Origin of the sequence: Rhodanobacter sp. A1T4, assembly GCF_014207185.1 — a bacterium.
In the GTDB taxonomy this organism is placed as follows: Bacteria; Pseudomonadota; Gammaproteobacteria; order Xanthomonadales; family Rhodanobacteraceae; genus Rhodanobacter.
Genome location: NZ_JACHCP010000004.1, coordinates 189,766 through 210,119 on the forward strand (window position 1 = coordinate 189,766; position 20,354 = coordinate 210,119).

General features: G+C 60.3%; 18 protein-coding genes. 12 read left to right on the forward strand and 6 right to left on the reverse strand.

The window, feature by feature from the left end; genetic code table 11:
- Window positions 1-46 precede the first annotated feature (46 nt).
- The 7 genes from HDE80_RS09545 (at window position 47) to HDE80_RS09575 (ending at window position 9,558) form a co-directional block, all read left to right on the forward strand.
- Window positions 47-2,212 (forward strand): type IV pilus secretin PilQ, encoded by a 2,166-nt coding sequence (locus HDE80_RS09545; RefSeq protein WP_184670261.1) that lies wholly within the window; start codon window positions 47-49, stop codon window positions 2,210-2,212.
- 179 nt (window positions 2,213-2,391) lie between these two features.
- Complete coding sequence (locus tag HDE80_RS09550; RefSeq protein WP_184670263.1) at window positions 2,392-3,387, forward strand: MoxR family ATPase; 996 nt, start codon at window positions 2,392-2,394, stop codon at window positions 3,385-3,387.
- Window positions 3,388-3,395: 8 nt separating this feature from the next.
- Window positions 3,396-4,316, forward strand: coding sequence for a DUF58 domain-containing protein (locus HDE80_RS09555; protein WP_184670265.1), 921 nt, complete (start codon window positions 3,396-3,398; stop codon window positions 4,314-4,316).
- Window positions 4,313-4,867, forward strand: coding sequence for a DUF4381 domain-containing protein (locus HDE80_RS09560; RefSeq protein WP_345776435.1), 555 nt, complete (start codon window positions 4,313-4,315; stop codon window positions 4,865-4,867). The genes HDE80_RS09555 and HDE80_RS09560 overlap by 4 nt, the downstream gene beginning before the upstream one ends.
- Window positions 4,864-5,853, forward strand: coding sequence for a VWA domain-containing protein (locus HDE80_RS09565; protein WP_184670267.1), 990 nt, complete (start codon window positions 4,864-4,866; stop codon window positions 5,851-5,853). Before HDE80_RS09560 ends, HDE80_RS09565 begins: the two co-directional genes overlap by 4 nt.
- On the forward strand, window positions 5,846-7,861 hold the full coding sequence (locus HDE80_RS09570; RefSeq protein ID WP_184670269.1) for a tetratricopeptide repeat protein: 2,016 nt from the start codon (window positions 5,846-5,848) through the stop codon (window positions 7,859-7,861). Before HDE80_RS09565 ends, HDE80_RS09570 begins: the two co-directional genes overlap by 8 nt.
- On the forward strand, window positions 7,858-9,558 hold the full coding sequence (locus tag HDE80_RS09575) for a BatD family protein (RefSeq protein WP_184670271.1): 1,701 nt from the start codon (window positions 7,858-7,860) through the stop codon (window positions 9,556-9,558). The genes HDE80_RS09570 and HDE80_RS09575 overlap by 4 nt, the downstream gene beginning before the upstream one ends.
- Here HDE80_RS09575 and HDE80_RS09580 read toward each other — a convergent pair.
- On the reverse strand, window positions 9,545-10,066 hold the full coding sequence (locus HDE80_RS09580; RefSeq protein WP_184670274.1) for an O-acetyl-ADP-ribose deacetylase: 522 nt from the start codon (window positions 10,064-10,066) through the stop codon (window positions 9,545-9,547). The two genes, HDE80_RS09575 and HDE80_RS09580, sit on opposite strands and share 14 nt — an antisense overlap.
- Before the next feature lie 56 nt (window positions 10,067-10,122).
- Here HDE80_RS09580 and HDE80_RS09585 point away from each other — a divergent pair, with 56 nt between their 5' ends.
- Window positions 10,123-10,581 carry a MarR family transcriptional regulator gene (locus HDE80_RS09585; protein WP_184670276.1) on the forward strand — a complete coding sequence of 153 codons (459 nt, stop codon included), beginning with the start codon at window positions 10,123-10,125 and terminating at the stop codon, window positions 10,579-10,581.
- A gap of 220 nt (window positions 10,582-10,801) precedes the next feature.
- Here HDE80_RS09585 and HDE80_RS09590 read toward each other — a convergent pair whose 3' ends face one another.
- The 3 genes from HDE80_RS09590 to HDE80_RS09600 all read right to left on the reverse strand — a co-directional run bounded on the left by HDE80_RS09590 (window position 10,802) and on the right by HDE80_RS09600 (window position 13,564).
- Window positions 10,802-12,238 (reverse strand): M20/M25/M40 family metallo-hydrolase, encoded by a 1,437-nt coding sequence (locus HDE80_RS09590; protein ID WP_184670278.1) that lies wholly within the window; start codon window positions 12,236-12,238, stop codon window positions 10,802-10,804.
- A gap of 146 nt (window positions 12,239-12,384) precedes the next feature.
- The gene (gene mscL / locus HDE80_RS09595) at window positions 12,385-12,795 is read right to left on the reverse strand and encodes a large-conductance mechanosensitive channel protein MscL (RefSeq protein ID WP_184600571.1); all 411 of its coding nucleotides are present in this window, start codon (window positions 12,793-12,795) and stop codon (window positions 12,385-12,387) included.
- Window positions 12,796-12,877: 82 nt separating this feature from the next.
- A complete protein-coding gene (locus HDE80_RS09600; RefSeq protein WP_184670280.1) occupies window positions 12,878-13,564 on the reverse strand; it encodes a fumarylacetoacetate hydrolase family protein in 687 nt (228 codons plus the stop codon).
- A 291-nt stretch (window positions 13,565-13,855) separates the two neighbouring features.
- Here HDE80_RS09600 and HDE80_RS09605 point away from each other — a divergent pair, with 291 nt between their 5' ends.
- The 4 genes from HDE80_RS09605 (at window position 13,856) to HDE80_RS09620 (ending at window position 18,382) form a co-directional block, all read left to right on the forward strand.
- Window positions 13,856-15,118: an efflux RND transporter periplasmic adaptor subunit gene (locus HDE80_RS09605; RefSeq protein ID WP_184670282.1), complete on the forward strand. Its 1,263-nt coding sequence runs from the start codon at window positions 13,856-13,858 to the stop codon at window positions 15,116-15,118.
- Between the two features lie 69 nt (window positions 15,119-15,187).
- A complete protein-coding gene (locus tag HDE80_RS09610; protein ID WP_184670284.1) occupies window positions 15,188-15,874 on the forward strand; it encodes an ABC transporter ATP-binding protein in 687 nt (228 codons plus the stop codon).
- Between the two features lie 10 nt (window positions 15,875-15,884).
- Window positions 15,885-17,051, forward strand: coding sequence for an FtsX-like permease family protein (locus HDE80_RS09615; protein WP_184670286.1), 1,167 nt, complete (start codon window positions 15,885-15,887; stop codon window positions 17,049-17,051).
- Between the two features lie 11 nt (window positions 17,052-17,062).
- Complete coding sequence (locus tag HDE80_RS09620) at window positions 17,063-18,382, forward strand: ABC transporter permease (protein WP_184670288.1); 1,320 nt, start codon at window positions 17,063-17,065, stop codon at window positions 18,380-18,382.
- Between the two features lie 85 nt (window positions 18,383-18,467).
- Here the strand turns inward: HDE80_RS09620 and HDE80_RS09625 are convergent, their stop codons facing one another.
- Together HDE80_RS09625 and HDE80_RS09630 are read right to left on the reverse strand one after the other, a co-directional pair.
- The gene (locus tag HDE80_RS09625) at window positions 18,468-19,907 is read right to left on the reverse strand and encodes an MFS transporter (RefSeq protein WP_221437504.1); all 1,440 of its coding nucleotides are present in this window, start codon (window positions 19,905-19,907) and stop codon (window positions 18,468-18,470) included.
- A gap of 42 nt (window positions 19,908-19,949) precedes the next feature.
- Entirely contained in the window at window positions 19,950-20,330 is a 381-nt protein-coding gene (locus HDE80_RS09630) for a tautomerase family protein (RefSeq protein ID WP_184670292.1), read from the reverse strand.
- Between the last annotated feature and the right edge of the window lie 24 nt (window positions 20,331-20,354).

Genomic DNA, 20,354 nt, shown 5'->3' on the forward strand with positions numbered 1-20,354 from the left:
GGCTGATGCTATGACCAATCCAATCCAATCCTTTCGGGGCCGTGTCATGCGCCATGCGAGTCACTACGTATTGATAGGCTTGCTGCTTGCCAGCTCCGGCTGGGCCAGCACCGCTGTGGCAGCGGGCACCACGTTAAAGAACATCAGCTACCAAGCTTTGCCAGGTGGCAACGTCGAGCTGAAGATGGACTTCGGTAACGGACCTGTGCCGCAACCAAAGATATTTACGACAGGCAATCCGCCCCGTATAGCGGTTGACTTTGCCGACACTGATAACGCATCCGCACGGCATCTGAACATCGGGCAGGGTTCGACTTCGGGCGTCTCGGCGGTAACCGCTGGCGGCCGCACTCGCGTCGTGGTCGAGCTGATGCGTGAATCGACCTACCGCACTCGCGTCGAAGGTCACAGCCTGCTGCTGACCATCAATAACGGCGCTGCGGATCAATCCGTCACCACGGTTGCCACCATCGATCCGTCCAAGGCGCTTCCTTCGTCGATGAATGGTCCGGCGATTTCCAATATCGATTTTCGCCGAGGCCCCAACGGTGAAGGTCGCGTACTGATCAGCTTCAGCGGTTCCGGTGCCAACGCCCAGATGACGCACAAGGGCGGCATGGTGCTGGTCAATATCGATCACGCCAATCTGCCGGCCAACTTGGCGCAACGTCTGGATACGCTGGATTTTGCGACACCGGTGCAATCCATTGTCACCAAGGCGGCCATAGGTGGTGGCGCGCATATCGAAATCGCCGTAAAGGGTGACGCTGATACATCGGGTTATCAGACTTCCGATCAGTATGTGGTTGAGGTGTCGCCCAAGAAAACCGATGCCAAAACCGAAGCGTTGGCCAAGGCGGGTCAGGAGCCGGTTTATACCGGCAAACGGGCGACATTCAATTTTCAGGACATTCCCGTACGTTCGGCGCTGCAACTGATCGCCGATGAATCCGGTCTCAATCTGGTCGCTTCGGATAGCGTCAGCGGTGGTGTCACGCTTCGCCTGGATAATGTGCCGTGGGATCAGGCTCTGGATGTGATCTTGCGTGCCAAGAGCCTGGATAAGCGTCGCGATGGCAATGTCATCTGGATCGCGCCACAGGCTGAACTCGCAAAGTACGAGCAGGACATCGCCGATGCGAAGCTGAAGGCACAGGATACAGCTGAGCTGGTCACCGATTACGTGCCAATTAGCTACGGCAAAGCGTCTGATATAGCCAAGCTCTTGACTAGCGGCAGCTTGCAGTCAACCAGTGGCAGCGGCACCAGCAGCAGTCAGCATGGCTTTTTGTCGACGCGCGGCAGCGTCTCATTTGATATCCGTACCAATACGCTTTTGCTTAACGACACGCCCGAAAAAATCAAGCAATTGCGTGAACTGATTGCTGTTCTGGACAAGCCGGTTCAGCAAGTGCTCATCGAATCACGTCTCGTGGTCGCCAACGACTCATTCACCAGAGACCTTGGTGCCCAGTTGGGTGTAAGCGGCTCGCGTGCTATCGGTAACAAAAGTGTGATTGTGGGAGGAGGTATTCCAACCGTCACTGGCAACAGCAGTGAATACTTCAACAACGCGGCTGGCACGACTTATACAACGAATGGCCTCAACGTCAATTTGCCACTCACCAGCGCGGCGGGCAGCATTGGCGTGGGTATCATCGGCAAGAATTTTGCACTCGATCTGGAGCTGCAAGCAGCGCAGACCGAGGGCCGCAGCGAAGTGATTTCAAGCCCGCGTGTGATTACGGCAAACCAGCAAGAGGCAGTGATACGTCAGGGTCAGGAAATTGGCTATGTCACCTATCAGAATTCCGCAAGTGGCGGCGCTAGCACCGGCACGGCAACTGTGGCCTTCAAGGATGCCGTGTTGGAGCTCAAGGTGACTCCGACGATCACCGCGGATAACCGCATCTACCTGCTGATCAACGTGACCAAGGATGCACTCGCCGGCTACATTACGGTGCCTGGCAGTGGTCAAGTTCCTACCATCAATACAAGTTCAGTCAATACCTCCGCGCTGGTCGATAATGGACAGACGGTGGTCTTGGGCGGCATCTATGAGATCAACAATTCCAACACGGTCACCAAAGTGCCGGGTTTGGGCGATATCCCTGGGATTGGTATTTTGTTTCGAACTACGTCGCGCAGCAACACCAAGGCAGAACTGCTGATCTTTGTGACGCCGCGCATTCTTAGTGAGACCTTGCAGTAAGGCCTCAATGCGTTTGAAAAAGAGGCGGCTTAGGCCGCCTCTTTTTTTGCTGGAACCGTTACTTTTGTCGGTCGATTAAACTTACGACGAAGATGATGGTCTGAAGGGCACCGCTCAATGATGCATTCAATACCTCTCTATTGATTGACTATCGGGCCCGTTTTGGAAATGGAGTGAACATGGCTACAGTTGAAACTTCGTCGATTAGCCCACTGCAGCAAGCGTTTACGGTACTGCGCGAGGACTTGCAGCGGAGCATCATCGGGCAGCCGCATTTGATCGACTGTCTGCTCGTTGCCTTGCTGGCGGATGGGCATCTGCTGGTCGAGGGAGCCCCCGGTCTGGCCAAGACGACGGCAGTAAAAGCACTGGCGGCGCGGATCGAGGCGGATTTTCATCGAGTACAGTTCACCCCCGATCTGCTGCCTGCCGATCTCACCGGCACTGACGTGTTCCGCCCGCAAAGTGGCAGTTTCGAGTTCGAACGTGGCCCGCTGTTTCACAACATCGTGCTGGCGGATGAGATCAATCGTGCGCCGGCCAAGGTGCAGTCGGCGTTGCTTGAGGCAATGGCAGAGCAGCAGATCACCGTGGGTCGCAGCACCTGGCATTTACCTGAATTATTCATGGTGATGGCAACCCAGAATCCCATCGAACAGGAGGGGACATTCGCTTTGCCCGAGGCCCAACTCGATCGTTTTCTGATGCACGTGACCATCGGCTATCCCGATGCAGCGGCTGAACTGGCCATTCTCAGATTGGTGCGCGGGCAGGCCAGCCGTCGCGGTCAGGCGCCGGCAACGTCGCCTGCATTGCTGAGCCAGGCAGATGTCTTCGCCGCGAGGGAAGCGTCCATGGCGGTACACATGGCGCCGGCGTTGGAGGAATACCTGACACAGCTGGTGTTGGCGACGCGCGACGCTGGTCGTTATGGTCCGGAGCTGAAGCGCTGGATCGCCTGGGGCGGTAGCCCACGCGCTACCATTGCACTCGATCGCTGCTCGCGTGCCCGCGCTTGGTTGGCTGGTCGCGATTACGTTCTTCCAGAGGACGTGCACGGCATCGCACATGAGGTTTTGCGGCACCGTGTCTTGCTCAGTTATGAAGCCGAAGCCGAGGGCGTGCGTCCTGATCGCGTGATCGATCGTCTGTTGGATCTCGTGCCGCTGCCGTGAGTGCTGTGATGTTGCAATCGAACGATGGCGATGGTCGCACTCGGGTTTCACTGGCTGAGCTGATCGCGCTGCGCACACGAGTAGGACGTGCGAAGCTGGCAACACTGGTCAGTCGTTCAGCGCGAAGCGGTCAGCAGTCCAGCCGTTTATACGGCCGCGGCATGGATTACGCCGAATCCCGTGTTTATCAGGCGGGTGACGATGTGCGTCGACTCGACTGGCGTCTCACTGCCCGAAGCGGAAAGCTGCACACCAAACTTTTTCAGGAAGATCGCGAGGGGTCATTGCTGATCCTCGTCGATACCCACGCCAGCATGCGCTTCGGCACACGGGTGCGATTCAAATCGGTGCAGGCGGCCAGATCAGCGGCATGTGCAGCGTGGTATGCAGCGCGTGCCGGTGAGTGGGTTGGCGTGATGGCGTTTGGTCAGGCTGATTCGCTACTGCGTCCACAGGCTGGACCTCGCGGCGCATTGGCCGTGTGTGGAGCGCTGGCAGAGTGGGATGCAAGGCCGACGTCCGATCGAACAGAATCACTGGCCGATGCATTGATGCGTGCAAACCGTCTGCGCTGTGGTGCCAGTCGCGTGCTGTTGATCAGCGACGGATTCAGTGGCGACGTGTCCACGCGGCAGCGACTTCTGGATCTCAGCCGGCACACTGCTGTAAGTGTTCTGGTGGTTGCCGACGCGCTGGAACTTGCACTGGTGCCACCCGGTCGTTATCCGTTGGAACAGACGGGTGAGCGTACTGAAGTGATCCTGCAATCCGAGCGTCAGCGTCGCGATTTTCAGCGTGCCATCGGTGCCGGACCAGCGCGACTCGGCGAGTTGGCGCATTCGCTTGGCCTGCGCTGGGGCAATGTCGACACTACCGCTGATCCGTTCGATGTAGTGGTCGGTGTGCTTGGCGCCAGGAGATCGGCGTGATAACTCTTCCATCCGCATCATCATCATCGACAGCAGCGGCAGCGCCGGGCCCGGTCTTGCGTGATATCCATTTGCCACCCGATCCATCATGGTGGCCACCTGCACCGGGCTGGTGGATGCTGGCGGGGCTTCTGCTCATGATAGCGGCGCTCTGCGCTTGGTTGTGGCGGCGATATCGTAGCCAGGCTCAAAAACGTGAGCGCGTGTTGGCTGAACTCGATCAGCTGATGCAGCAGTACCAGCGAGACGGCGATCCGTCGGCGCTCGCGAGCGGTATGCATCAGCTGCTGCGTCGCGTCGCGCGCCGGCACGATGTACTCGCCGCGCAACAGCGAGGCAACGCATGGCGGCAAACGTTGGCGCGCGTTCCGGTCGATGCAGGGACGCTGGATCGGCTGATGGCGCTGGAGCAAGTGATTTACCGCGCGCCCGTACCGTTTGATCAAGCGGCTGCATCCGCGGCGGTTCGGCAATGGTTGCGACTGGCATTGAAGCCCACCAAATGGAAGCACGCTACGAGTGCACCGAGCAATGACGGAGCGCGGTCATGACGACGTTCGCGTGGCCGTGGATCATCGTGCTGTTGCCGTTGCCCTGGTTGTTATGGCGCTGGCTGCGGCCGGTGGCGCCGGGGCAGGCCTTGCATCTGCCACAGCCGGGCATCCGGTTGGCGCAGGCGAACAGCCAGTCGGCAAAAAGTATCGGTCCGTGGCTGCTGGTGTTGGCCTGGTTGAGCCTGCTTGTTGCTGCCGCTCGGCCGCAGTGGATCGGGCCGCCAGAGGCACAGCAGCACAGCGGGCGCGCGTTGATGTTGGCAGTGGATTTGTCCGGGAGCATGCGTACCGAGGATATGCAGTTGGCAGGCCAGGCGGTCAGCCGTTTCGGTGCGGTCGAGGCGATTGCCGGCGACTTCATCAGTCGTCGGCGCGGCGATGAAATGGGTTTAATCTTGTTCGGCAGTCAGGCCTTTCTGGTGACGCCACTGACGTTTGATCTTTCCGCCGTGCGGGCGCAGCTCGAGGGTGCGACGGTAGGGCTGGCTGGCACGGAGACGGCTATTGGTGACGCGATCGCCGTGACCGTAAAGCGCCTGTCGGCATTGCCGCAGCAGGCGCGTGTGCTGGTGTTGCTTACCGATGGCGTGAACAATGCGGGTAGCATTGCGCCGCGCGAAGCGGCGCGTGCTGCCAAGGCCGCCGGTGTGCGTATTTACACTATCGGCATCGGCGCCACCCAGATGCGCGTCGCGGGACTTTTTGGCAGTCAACTGGTCAACCCGTCGGCCGATCTGGATGCCGACATGCTGACCACCATCGCCAACGAAACCGGCGGGCGATTTTTTCGCGCTACCGACAGCAATGCGCTGGCCGATGCCTATCGCGCCATCAACGCACTGGAGCCGATGCCTCAACACGGACCGCCACTGCGACCACGGCATGAGTTGTTCCGCTGGCCGCTAGGCGTTGCAATTGCGCTTTTACTGATCGTGATCTTGCCCCGCCGGCTCAATGTAATGCGAGGCATCGCGCATGAATGAAGCGTTGCAACAGTTTCATTTTTTGCGACCACTGTGGCTCGTCGCGCTTGTCGCGCTGCCGCTGCTGTTCTGGTTCGGTATGCGGCGGAGTTCGGTGCCGCTTGAACTTTCCCGGTTGGTCGATGCCGAACTGTTGCCGCATCTGTTGCGTGGTCGCGCAGCCAATCGTTATATGCCAGCTGGTCTGTTCGCCGTGGGTTGGACACTATGCGCATTGGCGTTGGCCGGCCCGACCTGGAATCGTGTGGCGCAGCCGCTTTACGCCAGTCGAGCAGCCCAGGTCGTGGCGATATCGCTGTCGCAGCACATGCTGTCGCGCGACGTGGCACCGAGCCGGCTGGATCGAGCGCGCTACAAGGTGCATGACTTGCTGGCCAGCAATCGAGATGGCCTTAACGCGTTGATCGGTTACGCGGGCGAGGCTTTCGTGGTGGCACCATTGACCGCCGATGCCAACAGCCTCGGCGATTTGCTCAATGCCATGAGCCCCGACACCATGCCGGTGGACGGCAACGATGCGGCGCTGGCGATCCAGCGTGGCGCGGCGTTGATTCACGATGCCAATGTACCCGGCGGTTCGCTGGTATTGATTACCGATCAGGCCGATGCCGCCGCCGACGCGGCGGCTCGCGTGGCTGATGCCGCGGGTGTGCGGGTGTCGGTGCTCGGTGTGGGAACAGCGCAGGGTGGCCCGATACCCCAGGCCAGCGGCGGTTTTTTGCGCGATGAGCAGGATCGCATCGTTATGGCCGATCGCGATGATGCAGCGTTGGCGGCACTGGCTGCTGCGGGCGGTGGCCGCTACGCGCCGATGACGACGGATGCCGGCGACATCGATGCGTTGAAAAGCGAGCTGCGTGCCGGTCCGTCAATAGCCGCAGCCGGGCAAGTGGGTGACGAATGGCAGGATCGCGGTCCGTGGTTGCTGCTGCCGCTGCTGCTGGTTGTGGCGATGGCTTTCCGACGCGGTTGGCTGCTGTTGCTGCCGCTGATCCTGCTACCCATGCTGCCTGGTCGCGCCGAGGCTACCGACTGGCGCGACCTGTGGCAACGCCCAGATCAGCAGGCTGCGCAGACATTACGTCAGGGTGGCCCGGCCAAACAGGCGCAGCAGCTTGCACGTGATCCCGCCTGGCGCGGTGCGGCCGACTATCGCGCAGCCGACTATGCTGCTGCCGCCAAAACTCTGCAGCCGCTGCCTGGCACAAACGCGGCGTACAACCGCGGCAACGCATTGGCCAAGCAGGGGCAATACAACGAGGCGATCGATGCCTACCAACAGGCGTTGAAAATCGATCCGGCCAACGCCGATGCAGCCGCGAATAAAAAGGCCGTCGAGGACTGGCTGAAACAGCAAAAGCAGCAGGACCAGAACCAGAAAAACGAGAATCAGCAGAATAAAAACCAGCAGCAGAAGCAGGATTCGTCAAATTCGAAAAAGCCTGACAGTGATGGCAACCAAGGTCAGTCGAAGCCAGATCAAGAGGGAAAGGACGGCAAGTCCGATGCCTCACAAAAACCGGATCAAAAGCCAGCACCGGATGCCGGAAAGCCATCGGATAAATCGGGACAGAATGGCCAGCCTGATTCGCAGAAGCAGCCGTCGCAAGACCCATCCAAACTGGATCAGTCCAAGCCGGATCAATCCAAACCAGATCAAACGGGCGAGGATTCATCTGCAAAGAGCCAGTCCGCTGAGCAACCCAAGCCATTGACTCCACAGCAGCAAGCCGAGCAGAAGGCCAGTGCTGACAAGGCGCAGCAGGCTTTGCAGAAGCAGATGGATCAGGCGCTGGCTGGCCAGTCCAAAGATCAGCAGAGCAAGTCGCCGCCAACCCATCAGCTCGGCGAGATGTCGAAAGACGATCCGGATTCCAAGTTGCCGGCCGATCTGCGACAGGCCATACAGCGTGTGCCGGATGATCCTGGCGCGTTGTTGCGACGGAAGTTTCAACTGGAATACGAGCAGCGCCACGGCGGCGTGCCGAACGAGGATGATCAACCGTGATCTATCGACGACTCATTGCATGGTGCTTGCTCGCCTTGATGCTGATTCCGGCATTCGTCCATGCGGCCGACGTGCAGGCTACGCTGGATCGCAACAGTGTGGCGTTGGGTGAAACGGTGACGTTGAATCTGCGCATCCAAGGCGATGCCAGCAATCTCGCCATGCCCGATCTCGGCGTTTTGGGCAGCGACTTCGACATGCTAGGTACATCGCAAAACAGCAGCGTCAGCGTGATCAACGGTGCTGCGACGTCCGAGCTGACGTTGGGTGTGGTATTGCGACCCCGCCATACCGGCACTTTGCAGATTCCCTCGCTTGATATTGCCGGAAGTCGAACGGCGCCCCTGCAACTGGAAGTAACGGCGGCGGATGCTTCGGATAATGTGGCCGCGCATCGTGATGTTTTCATGGAGTCGCAGGTCGAGCCGAATCAGGGCTATGTCGGCCAGCAGCTGAGCTACGTGGTGCGGTTGTTTTTCGCCACCACCATCAGCGATGGCTCGCTCGAAGCACCGCAACTCAATGGCATCCAGTTCAACAAGATCGGCGACGATACCAACTACTCGGTTGAGCGTGGTGGGCGTCAGTACCATGTACTGGAGCGGCGTTATGCGTTGATTCCACAGCATGCCGGTCGTGTCGAGATTCCCGCGCTGAATTTTCAGGGCGTGGCAATCGATCCGGCGGACCCGGACAGTTTCTTCGGCGCGCGCAAACCGGTGTCGGCCAGGGCGCCCGCAGTAACGATCGACATCAAGCCGACGCCCGTCGACTGGGGCGGTACGGCGTGGCTGCCGGCACGCCAAATGAGTCTTACGCTGGATGGTTTGCCGGATGCGCAGACTCCGGTGCGCGTGGGCCAGCCGCTGAATCTCACGATGAACCTGCAGGCGACCGGCTTGCCAGCGGAGGCGCTGCCAACGCTCAGCATGCCGCCGCTGGATGGAGCAACGGCATATCCGGACAAACCGACCACCACCAGCCGCAACGATGGCCCGTGGATCGTCGGCCAACGGCAGCAAGCCTTTGCGATCGTTCCCAACCGTATCGGTACGCTGACGATCCCCGCAACAACGCTCAAGTGGTGGAACGTGTTGGCCGATCGCATGGAGGTTGCGCAGATTCCGGCGCACAGTTTTTCCGTGTTGCCAGCGAGTAGTGGTTCGGACGTCCATACGGCCAATCCGACGACCGCAGCGATGCCAGCTTCAGCTCTCGCGCCAGTTACGTTAGCGAATGCACCAACGACACCATGGCGCTGGATCGCCATCGGCAGTATTACCTTGTGGTTGCTCAGCGTGATGGCATGGCTGATCTGGCGTCGCTATCAGCGTGAGCGTCCTGCATCGGTGGCGATTCCAAACGCGCCCAATGCATCGGCGCGCGAGCGTCAGCAAGCATTCCTCGTCGCCGCGCGCGGCAGCAATACGTCAGAGCAGGTGCGTAGCCTGCTGGCATGGGCACGCATCGAACGACCGGCAATCCAGCACTTGGGCGACTTGACCGCATTGCTGGGCGATGAACAACAACGCGCGGCCATTGCAAGCTTGCAGCGGCAGCATTATGCCAGTGCATCGATGTCGGGTAGTGATGCGCCATTGGCTGAAGTCTTCAAGCGTGGCTTTATCTGGCGTGTGGCCGACAAGGGCGATGAAGGCTCTGATCTGCCGCCGCTCTATCCCTTCAAACTGCATTGAGCGCGCCTTGGAAAATCGCTCGCATGGCATCGCTGAAGCAGCACAAAGTAATGTCAATGGAAGCATCATGGGTCGGCTCATCGCACAGCGTGGCAGCGGCCACTGCCGCCGCCAACGTTGCCGGATAACCGTAAACACCGCAGCTGATTGCCGGGAACGCAATCGTGTGCAGCCGATGTTCGCGCAGCAGACGCAGTGAGTTGCGATAGCAGTGGCTCAACAGCTCTGCTTCGTCGTGATCGCCGCCCTGCCAGATCGGTCCCACGGTGTGAATCACGTAGCGCACTGGCAAATCGAAGCCCGGTGTGATGCGTACCTCGCCCGTCGGGCAACGCACACCCGGCGCGCTTTCCGGTAGTGCACGACAAGCGTTCAGTAATGCGGGTCCAGCCGCCCGGTGAATCGCGCCATCCACGCCACCTCCGCCGAGCAAGCCGGGATTGGCGGCGTTGACGATGGTGTCCACGCGTAGTTGGGTGATATCGGCGGTGACAACGGTGATGGGCATGGCTTCGGTCCTAGCTGCGCCGTATGCTTCAATCTCTGCAGAGGTTTTAAAAGCTCATGGCGAAGACGGAAGATATCTCCTTCGGCTACCTGCTCAACGATGTGACCTTGCTGATTCGCAAGCATTTCGATCGGCGTGCCGTGAAGTTTGGACTTACCCGTGCCCAATGGCGCGCGGTCAAAGTGCTGTATCACCGTGAGGGTCTGCGGCAAACCGAGTTGGCTGAATTTCTCGAAATGGAACCTATTGCCGTAGGTCGGGTGATCGATCGACTGCAGGCCGCTGGCTTCGTCGAACGTCGACCCGATCCGAAGGACCGCCGGGCCTGGCGCCTGCATACGACCGAACAGGCGCGTGGCGTTGTTGATGATATGGAAGTTATCGGACGCGGCCTGCGCAAGGATGCCACCCGCAATATCGATTACGACGAGCTACAGCAGGCGCTGGCGGTGATCACCCGAATCAAGGACAACCTGCTGGCGTTGGACCAGCTCACGGCCGACGCTGAAAAATGATTCTATGCGGAGCCTGGGCATGAATCCTTGTGCATTGGCGGACTGATTCGGGCTCATTGGTCGCAATGGCGATGACACATGCTGACGCCAGGCCCGTACTGTCTGCGGCATTGACTGCCTCTATGTGGATCTTGCGCCGCCCAGCCCGATGAAGACGCTCGGATATCCAAAAGGAAACGGCCCGAAGGCCATTTCCTTTTGTGTGACTAGCGCCGCTGCATTATTCGCCGGCGCCGTCTTTATTGAACGCATCAGGTGCCGAACCAAAATCGCCTTTGGCATTGGCTGCCATATATGCAAAGGACGCATACACGGCGACATTCTGCGCCAGTTCCCTGGGGTCGATTTTGTCCAGCGTGTCGTTGGCGTTGTGGTGATAGTCGAAGTACATGGTGCCGTCCTGTGTCAGCGAGAGCGCAGCCATGCCCTTGTCGTGCATCTGCGACAGATCCGAGCCGCCGCCACCGGGACGATTTTCATCGTACGCCACGCCAAGAGGAGCCAGCACGCCGGCGATCTGTGCAGTCGCTGCACGCGCTTCGGGCTTGACGCTGGCGCTCATCCGCCAGACCGGGCCGGAACCGAAATCGGATTCGGTGCCGAGCTGATGTTTCGCGACTTCGCTGGCATGCCTTGTTGCGTATTCTATGCCGCCATACAGGCCCATCTCCTCGTTGGCAAACGCAATCACGCGCACGGTGCGATCCGGCCGCTGCGGCATGTCATGGATCAGCTTGCCAGCGGCCATCGCGATGGCCACGCCAGCGCCGTCGTCGATTGCGCCGGTGCCCAGATCCCACGAATCCAGATGACCACCGATATCGACGATCTGCTCGGGATGCTTCCGACCGGTGATCTCGCCGATGACGTTGGCGCCAGTGAAGGTGCCGACGATGCCGCAATCCAGATCCAGCTTCACGCTGACCGGCTTGCCGTAGCCGAGCACGCGCTCAAGCTGGTCGGCATCGGGATTCGACAGCGCAGCCGCAGGAATCGCCTGTGCGGGATCTTTGAACATGGTGACGCCGGTATGCGGCGTGCGGCTATTCGCATCGGTGCCGGCCGAGCGCAGGATGAAAGCGGCTGCACCCTTGCGGGAAGCGATGGCCGGGCCGCCGGTGCGGATCGCCGAACCCATGCCGTAATCGTGGCCGTCCTTCTGCCGCGTCATGCGGAAACCGATGTAAACGATCTTGCCTTTCACACTGGCCGGATCGGCCGCCTTCAGTGCATCGAGGCTGTCAAATTTCACGACTTCGGCAGTGAGGCCACCCTGCGGCGTTCCCGCGGAGAAGCCCAGCGCGGTCAGCGCCAGCGGCTGCGGGAACGGCGCGACGATGGCGCCGTGTTCGCTGCGGCGCTGCCATAGAGGATAGGTGACCGCCTCGGTATAGACCTTGTCGTAACCCAGCTCCTTGAACTTGGCGATCGCCCAGGCGCGTCCGCGCGCGTCGTTGACGCCGCCAGCAATGCGTGGACCGACCTCAGTGGTCAGCGAGGTGACAATCTTGTAGCCGGTGTCGTCGGTGAGCGCCTTGTCACGCAATTGTTCGGCCGCCTTTACAGTGGCGTCGGGAATTCGGGTATCGGTGGCGCTGGCATGACCAGCGTTTGCCAGCAGCAGGCTGGCAGCGAGAAAAGTGAGCGGAACGCGCATGGTGAGTTTCCTGACGACAAACCCTGATTATGGGCCTAGACAGCTCCTGCGCTTGAGCCATAAGTCATACTGGCGATCGCAAATGAAGATGGCCGCGCATCCCTGCGAATGCGCGGCCATCGAGAAGCTTTTGAAATCAGTTCGGGTCAGGGTTTGCTTTTCAGCAAATCGCGAATCTCGGTGAGCAAGACAACGTCGGCTGTCGGTGCGGCTGGAGCCGCTTCCTCTTTCTTCTGCATCTTGTTGATCGCCTTGACCACCAGAAAAATCGCCGCGGCGATGATGAGGAAGGTGATGACGGTGTTGATGAAGTCACCGTAGCCAATCGCCACTTCGGCAATCTTGTGCTTCGGATCGCTGTCATCGCCCGGTTTGAGCACCCATTTCAGCTGGCTGAAATCGATACCTCCAGTAATCAACCCGATGGGCGGCATGATGATTTTTTCGACCAGTGACGTGACGATCTTGCCGAACGCGGCACCGATCACCACACCAACCGCCAGGTCAACGACACTGCCGCGCATGGCAAAAGCTTTGAATTCCTGCAACATACTCATGCTTTTTCCCCAGGTTTCGGCCGAATGGCCAGTGGACTCTAACGCAACATGGTGAGTCCGCCCAGTGCAGCTGCGGAAGAGCTTAAACGACCCGGCTTACCAGCTCGGCAACGCCGACCAGCTCGGCATGAAAACTGTCGCCAGGCTGCAGTGCGGCAACACCCGCCGGCGTGCCGGTAAAGATCAGGTCGCCAGCTTTCAACTCGAACAGGGTGGAAAGCACGGCGATAATTTCCGGCACGTTGTGCACCATTTCACCCAGCGTGGTGTGCTGACGCCGGGTGCCGTTGACGTGCAACTGCAACGTCGTCTGGCCGTCGATGGTGACGTCGGCTGCCGCACGTAGAGCGGACACGGGGGCGGAGTGATCGAATGCCTTGGCCGTATCCCATGGGTTGCCCTTGGCTTTGGCTTGGGCCTGCAAATCGCGGCGGGTGAGGTCCAGGCCGACGCCGTAACCCCAGATCAGGGATGAAGACTGCGCGGGTGTCAGGTTGATACCACCAGCGCCAAGGGCCACCACCATTTCGACTTCGTGATGCAAGTCGTTGGTGGCTTGCGGGTACGGTACGTCGGCGCCATCGCTGACGACTGCATCGGCCGGTTTGCAGAAAAAGATCGGCGTCGACTTGTCCACCGTTGAGCCCATTTCGCGTGCATGCTCGGCGTAGTTGCGACCGATGCAGAACACGCGGCGTACGGGGAAGCGTTGATTGCTGCCGATGATCGGCAGGGTGGTTATCGCGGGAGCGGGAATGATGGTATTCATGCCGCCAAGCGTAGCAAACCGGATCGGCGTCGTCGTGCAATAGCCGCACCGTATAGTGATTTTGACAGCAAGCGGGATATTCTGAACGAGCGTGACGTCGGCATGTCGATCCGCGGGCTTGCCATTCGTCGATCTAGCTATAGGCCTAGCGTATGACATCTGTCATCGATGATGGCTGATGCTGCACCCTGATCGCGCTGGGGGCGATCAGGCAATCTTGCATGCCACAGGTTTGCTGTCGCGAGCCTGCGTTCAACGCATCACCGGCAACGCCGGGTTTGAGGAGTCAGGGTGAGCAACGCCGATCTGTTGAAGGAACTGCGCATCGATCGCAGTCAGCGCGAGGACCATGGAAACAAGGGTTCAGGCCGCTGGCTGTGGATCATCGGTGCGATCGTCATCGTGCTGGTGTTTATCGCCGCCGCGGGCTGGATGTTGCTGGGTCATCGCGCCATCGCGGTGCAAACGGCGGTCGCGGTCTTGCCCAGCAGCGAGAGCGAAGCGGGCGCGGTGTTGCAGGCCACCGGTTATGTCACCGCGCGGCGGCAGGCCACGGTGTCGGCACAGATCACTGGCACGCTCACCGAGGTGCTGATCGAGGAAGGCGATCGGGTCAGGAAGGATCAGGTGCTGGCGCGACTGGACGACAGCGGCTATCGCGCGGCGTTGGATTCGGCCAAGGCGGCTGCGGGTGCGGCGCATGCGCTGGTCGCGCAGTACCAGTCGCAGCTGGCGCAGAATCTCCGCGATGCCGATCGCGAGAAGAATCTTGCTGCGCAGGGCCTGGTTGCGACCCAGCTGGCCGAGCAGGCGCGCACGCTCGCGGATAGCACCCGCTCGCAGCTCGTCTCGCAGCAGCGGCAGGCAGTTTCGGCCGATGCGCAGGTGACCGAAGCGCAGGTCAATTTCGACTATTGCGTGGTACGCGCGCCGTTCGATGGCGTCATCACCACCAAGGATGCGCAGGTCGGTGAGATCATCTCGCCGTTCTCCGCCGGCGGCGGCTTCACCCGCACCGGCATCGGCACGATCGTGGACATGGAGTCACTGGAAGTCGATGTGGACGTCAACGAAGCCTATATCGGCAAAGTGAAGGCGAACATGCCGGCCGAAGCGGTGCTGGACGCATACCCCGACTGGAAGATTCCCGCCCACGTGATCGCCATCGTGCCCACAGCCGATCGTGGCAAGGCGACCATCAAGGTGCGCGTGGCGCTGGAGCACAAGGATGCCCGCATCGTGCCCGATATGGGCGTGCGCGTGTCCTTTCTCGATGTAAAACCGCAAGCCACTACACAGGCACCACAAGGCGTGCTGGTGCCGGCCACGGCGATTGTGCAGCGCGATGGTCGCAGCGTGGTGTTCGTGCTTGACCGGGTGGCCTCGGGCCAGCGCGACAAAGTGCGGCAGCGCGCGGTGACCCCCGCGACGCAAGCCTATGGTGATCTGCGCCTGCTGCCGGCAGCGGTGGCGTCGGGCGACAGCGTGGTGATCGCGCCGCCGCCAGAGTTGCACGATGGTTCGGACATCGAGATCAAACCCGCATCACCCTGACACTTATCGAAACGGCGCAGTTCGCCACAACGACCAAACATCACTACGGCATTCATCGGGAGAACGACCATGGGCACATTGATCGACATCAAGGATCTGGCCAAGGTTTACGAGCGCGGCAAGCAGAAAGTCGAGGTGCTGCATCACGTCAACCTGGCGATTGCCGAGGGTGATTTTCTGGCGTTGATGGGGCCATCCGGTTCCGGCAAGACGACTCTGCTCAACCTGATCGGTGGGCTCGATACGCCGACTGCCGGAAGCATCACGGTTGGCGGTCAGCGCATCGATCAACTGGGTGGCGGCGCGCTGGCAAAATGGCGCGCGTCGAACGTCGGTTTCATTTTCCAGTTCTACAACCTTATGCCGATGCTGTCGGCACAACGCAATGTCGAATTGCCGCTACTGCTGACCAAGCTCTCCGGAGCACAACGGCGCAAAAATGCGGCGATTGCCTTGCAACTGGTGGGGCTGGCCGAGCGCGGTACACACAAGCCTGGCGAACTGTCTGGCGGACAACAGCAACGTGTGGCGATCGCGCGTGCGATCGTGTCCGATCCCACCTTGCTGGTCTGCGACGAGCCGACCGGTGATCTGGATCGTCAATCGGCCGAGGATGTACTCGGTCTGCTGCAGCAGCTCAATCGCGAACACGGCAAGACCATCGTGATGGTCACGCACGATCCGAAAGCTGCCGAATACGCCAGACATACCCTGCATCTGGACAAGGGCACGCTGGTCGCACCGGCCATGGCGTAAGGAGAGGACGATGAAATACTTTCATCTGATCTGGGCTGCGTTGTTCCGGCGCAAGACCCGCACGATACTCACACTGGTGTCGATCATCGCTGCGTTTCTGCTGTTTGGCATGCTTGATGCGGTGCGTGTCTCATTCGCGGAAGCAGGCCAGTCGGCGAACGGTGCCGAGCGCCTGCAGACTGGCGCGCGGCTGTCTTTCATTCAGCCGCTGCCGCAATCACTTGGTGCGCAGATCGCCAAGGTCAATGGCGTCAAGGACGTGGCTTACGCAAACTGGTTCGGTGGGGCTTACCAGGATCCGCACAACCAGGTGTTCACCTTTGCGGTGAGCCCTAATTATCTCGACATCTATCCAGAAGTCGAAGTGGATCCCGCTCAGCGCAAGGCGTTCGATTCGACTCAGAACGGCATCCTCGCCGGCGAGACCATCGTCAAGAAATACGGTTGGAAAGTTGGTGACAAGATTCCGCTGCAGTCGCAGATTTTCCCGAACAAGGACGGCACCAAGAACTGGAATTTCGATCTGGTCGGCGTCATGCGGTCCAAGGATGCGAAAGCCTTCCAGAGTCAGATGATCGTCATGCACTGGAAGACCTTCGACGAGACCACTCCGAAGGGCTACAACGGCGGTATGGTTGGCTGGTATATAAGCCGCGTCAATGACATGAATCAGTCCGATCGTATCGCCAAGGCGATCGATGCGTTGTCGGCCAACTCCGATCACGAGACGAAAACCCAGACCGAGCAGGCAGCGACCGCAAACTGGATCAAGCAGATGGCCGACATCGGCCTGATCGTGACCTCGATCATGGGTGCCGTGTTCTTCACCCTGGTGCTGTTGACCGGCAACACGATGATGCAGGCGGTGCGTGAACGCACTTCCGAGCTGGCGGTGCTCAAGACGATCGGTTTCTCCAGCACCAGCGTGCTGATGATGGTGCTGGCCGAGTCGGTAATGCTGCTGTTGCTCGGTGGTGTGATCGGGCTTGGCCTGGTCAGCCTGTTCGCCCCGATCATGTCCTCGCAAAGCGGCGGAATGATCACTCACACAAGTGTTGGCGCCGGCAGCTGGGCGCTGGGTATCACCCTGGCCGTGGCGATCGGGCTGGTGATTGGAATCTTGCCCGCGTGGCGTGCGATGCGCCTCAACATTGTCGATGCACTGGCCGGACGCTGAGGAGAAGCACAATGAATTTTTTGATCGGTCTGGTGACCTTCGTTGCTGTCATCATCGGCGTGGTGGTGTTTCTGGGCTTGCCCTGGCCGGGCATGCTGGTCCTGCTGGTTCTGCTGGCCTTGTGGATGGTGCTGACTCGGCGCGGCCAGCAGACATGGTCCGTGACCGCTGTCGGGGTCAGCACGCTGCCGCAGCGGCTGGGTTCCTCCGCCGTGATCGTGATCGGCATTGCCGGTGTGGTCGCCGTGCTGGTCGCGATGCTGGCAATGGCTGATGGTTACCGCGAAACCCTGCGCCGCACGGGTTCCGACGATACCGCGATCGTGCTTCGTGGCGGGTCGGCGGCGGAAGTTTCGTCGGTGCTTGATCGCGACAGCACGCTGGTGATCGCGCAGGCGCCTGGCATCGCCAGGGACGACCGAGGTAAGCCGATTGCCTCGCCGGAACTTGTAGTTGCCGCCAATCTGCCGATGAAGGGTGGCGACCCGGAGAAGGATGTCGGTAGCGTGCAATTGCGCGGCGTCGGCGACGAGGCATGGAAGCTGCGCACCAACGCGAAAATCATCGCGGGGCGCAAATTCGAGCCGGGCAAGTACGAACTGGTTGCCGGCAAGGGCGCAGAGCACCAGTTTGCCGGTCTCGAACCGGGAAAGCAGATCAAGCTGGGCAATCAGACTTGGACGGTCACCGGCATCTTCGCCTCGAACGATGCAATGGATTCCGAGTTGTGGGCGGATGCGGGCATTGTCGGTCCAGCCTATCGGCGCGGCTCCAGCATGACGACCGTGTTCGTGAGGCTTACCGGACCGGCTGCTTTCGATCAGTTCAAGGCTGCGCTGTCCTCCGATCCGCGGCTGCAGACGGATGTGTCGACGACGCTTGACTATTTCAGCAAGCAGTCCGAAGGCACCACGAAGGCCATCACCATCATCGGCATCGTGGTCGGCGCGATCATGGCAATCGGTGCGGTATTCGGTGCACTGAACACGATGTTCGCTGCAGTAGCCACCCGTGCCCGTGAGATTGCGACACTGCGGGCGATCGGCTTCCGCGGCCTGCCGGTAGTCATGGCGATCATGCTCGAAACGATGCTGCTCGCGTTGATTGGCGGCGCGCTCGGCGGACTCATTGCGTGGCTGATATTCAACGGCTACACCGCGTCCACGCTGGCTGCCGGTACCACCGGTCAGCTCACCTTCGAGTTCAATGTCGCGCCGCAGGTGCTCTGGACCGGGCTGAAATGGGCATTGGCCATCGGTTTCGTTGGCGGCCTGTTTCCGGCCGTACGTGCCGCCCGTTTGCCCGTGACGACGGCCTTGCGCGAGCTGTGATCGAGTCGTGCTGTGATTGAATTATCGAAGCATGGATAAATAGCTTATCCGTGCTTCATGCTGGGCATGGATAAGCCGCATCGGATCAACGGCGGCTCACTGCCGGCGCGCCGACAGCGGTGGTCGTCTTGGTGCTGCCCAGCGCCAGCGATAGCAGGGCTGTCAAAAGCAATACAGCGATATTGCAGTACAGACCTGTGCTGAAGGCATGGGTGTAGGCATGGGCGTCGTCATGACCGCCCAAGGCACTGTAGAAAACCCCGCCGATGATGGCCACGCCAAGTGCGGCACTGATTTGCAGCACGGTAATCACCATGCCGGAGGCCAGCCCGGCATGACGGCTGTCCATGCCGCCGATGACGATCTTGATCAGCGATGGCAAACCGATGCCGTAGCCTAGCCCGGCAATAAGCAGGCCGGATATCAGCCCCAGCGTTGGCGATCCGTTTTGTACGGAGGTCACCGTCAAGCCGAATCCAAGCGCTTGCGCGACGAGGGACATGGTCAGTGCGCGTGTACCGAATCGTTCTACTGCCCTGGCCGAGCCCAGCGACGCCAGAAAAAAGCCAACGGTAAATGGCACGGTGGCGATGCCGGTCTGTAACGCATTGTGATGCAGTCCATCTTCCAGATAAGCGGCGAATGTCAGGAAGAACGCCGAGATCATGTAGAAGCACAGTGTGATGACCAGCCCGAGCACGAAATCGTTGCCACGCAACAAGCTCACATCGACCAGCGGTGCACCGCCATGGCTTGCGATCCGAATCTCGTAGCGAACGAACGCTACAAAGGCCAGCAGCGACGTGCCAAGCATGACAAACGTCCACATCGGCCAGCCCTGTTCGCGGCCTTCGACCAGCGGATAGACCAGCAGACCAAGCGCCAGCGACAGCAGTGCAACGCCGCCCAGATCCAGGCGTTGCGCCTGGGTAGCGCGCGACTCGCGTAACAGCAGGCTGCCGCCGATGATCGCGGCAATACCTACCGGCAGGTTGACCAGGAAAATCAATTGCCAGCCGAAGCCCCAGAGATGGCTGGATACCAGTACGCCGCCGAGCAGCTGGCCGAGCGTCGCAGCGATGCCGAAGGTAGCGGTATACAGGCCCAGTGCGCGCGGTTGCTCGGCGGTGGGAAACATCACCCGGATCGAGGCGAGCACCTGAGGCGCCATGGCTGCGGCGGTAATGCCTTGCAGCATGCGTCCGGCGATCAGTGCTGTGGGTGACCAAGCCAGTCCGCACAGCATCGAGGCCAGGGTGAAGCCGCTGATGCCACTCAGGAACAGACGTCGCCGTCCGAACAGATCGCCCAATCGTCCGCCACTGATCAGGAAAACGGCATAGGTCGCCGCATAGGCGGAAATTACAAACTGCACTTGCGCGGGTGTCGCATGCAGATCAGTACGTATCGCCGGCAGCGCCACATTCACGATGAAAAAATCGAGCGACGGCAGAAAGGCACCGGCGAGGAGTATGGGGAGCGCCAGCCAGCGACGTGGATCGCCCGTCGCGTCTTGCGTCGTCATTGCGTTTGCCTCAATTGACATGGCCTGAAGTGACATGAGAGATCAGGCGTATTGCGCCACGCCGTGACCGAATGACCAGTTTTCCCTGGCCACTTCGACCAGGTTGATGAAGACATCATCCGGACGTACGCCAGGCACCTGTTCAAGCAAGTTCACTATGCGGCGGTACAGCGCCTGCTTCTGTTCGAGCTTCCGCGTCTGGCTCACGACGAGCTGGATGATCAGCAGTTCGTCACTGCGCGCCATATCGAGATAGTCGGGGCTATAGACGAAGTTTTCCTCGTCGTGCTCGCTGATCGTCATGAAAAAATCGCGCGGCGGCACGTCGAATGTTTCGCGCAGGGCGAGCTGGACTGCATTGAGTATTGCCTTGCGATAAGCGGCTGATTTGCCGCGGCGCATCGAGATTCGGGTCAGGGGCATGGGCGCGAGGCATCAATAGGGGGT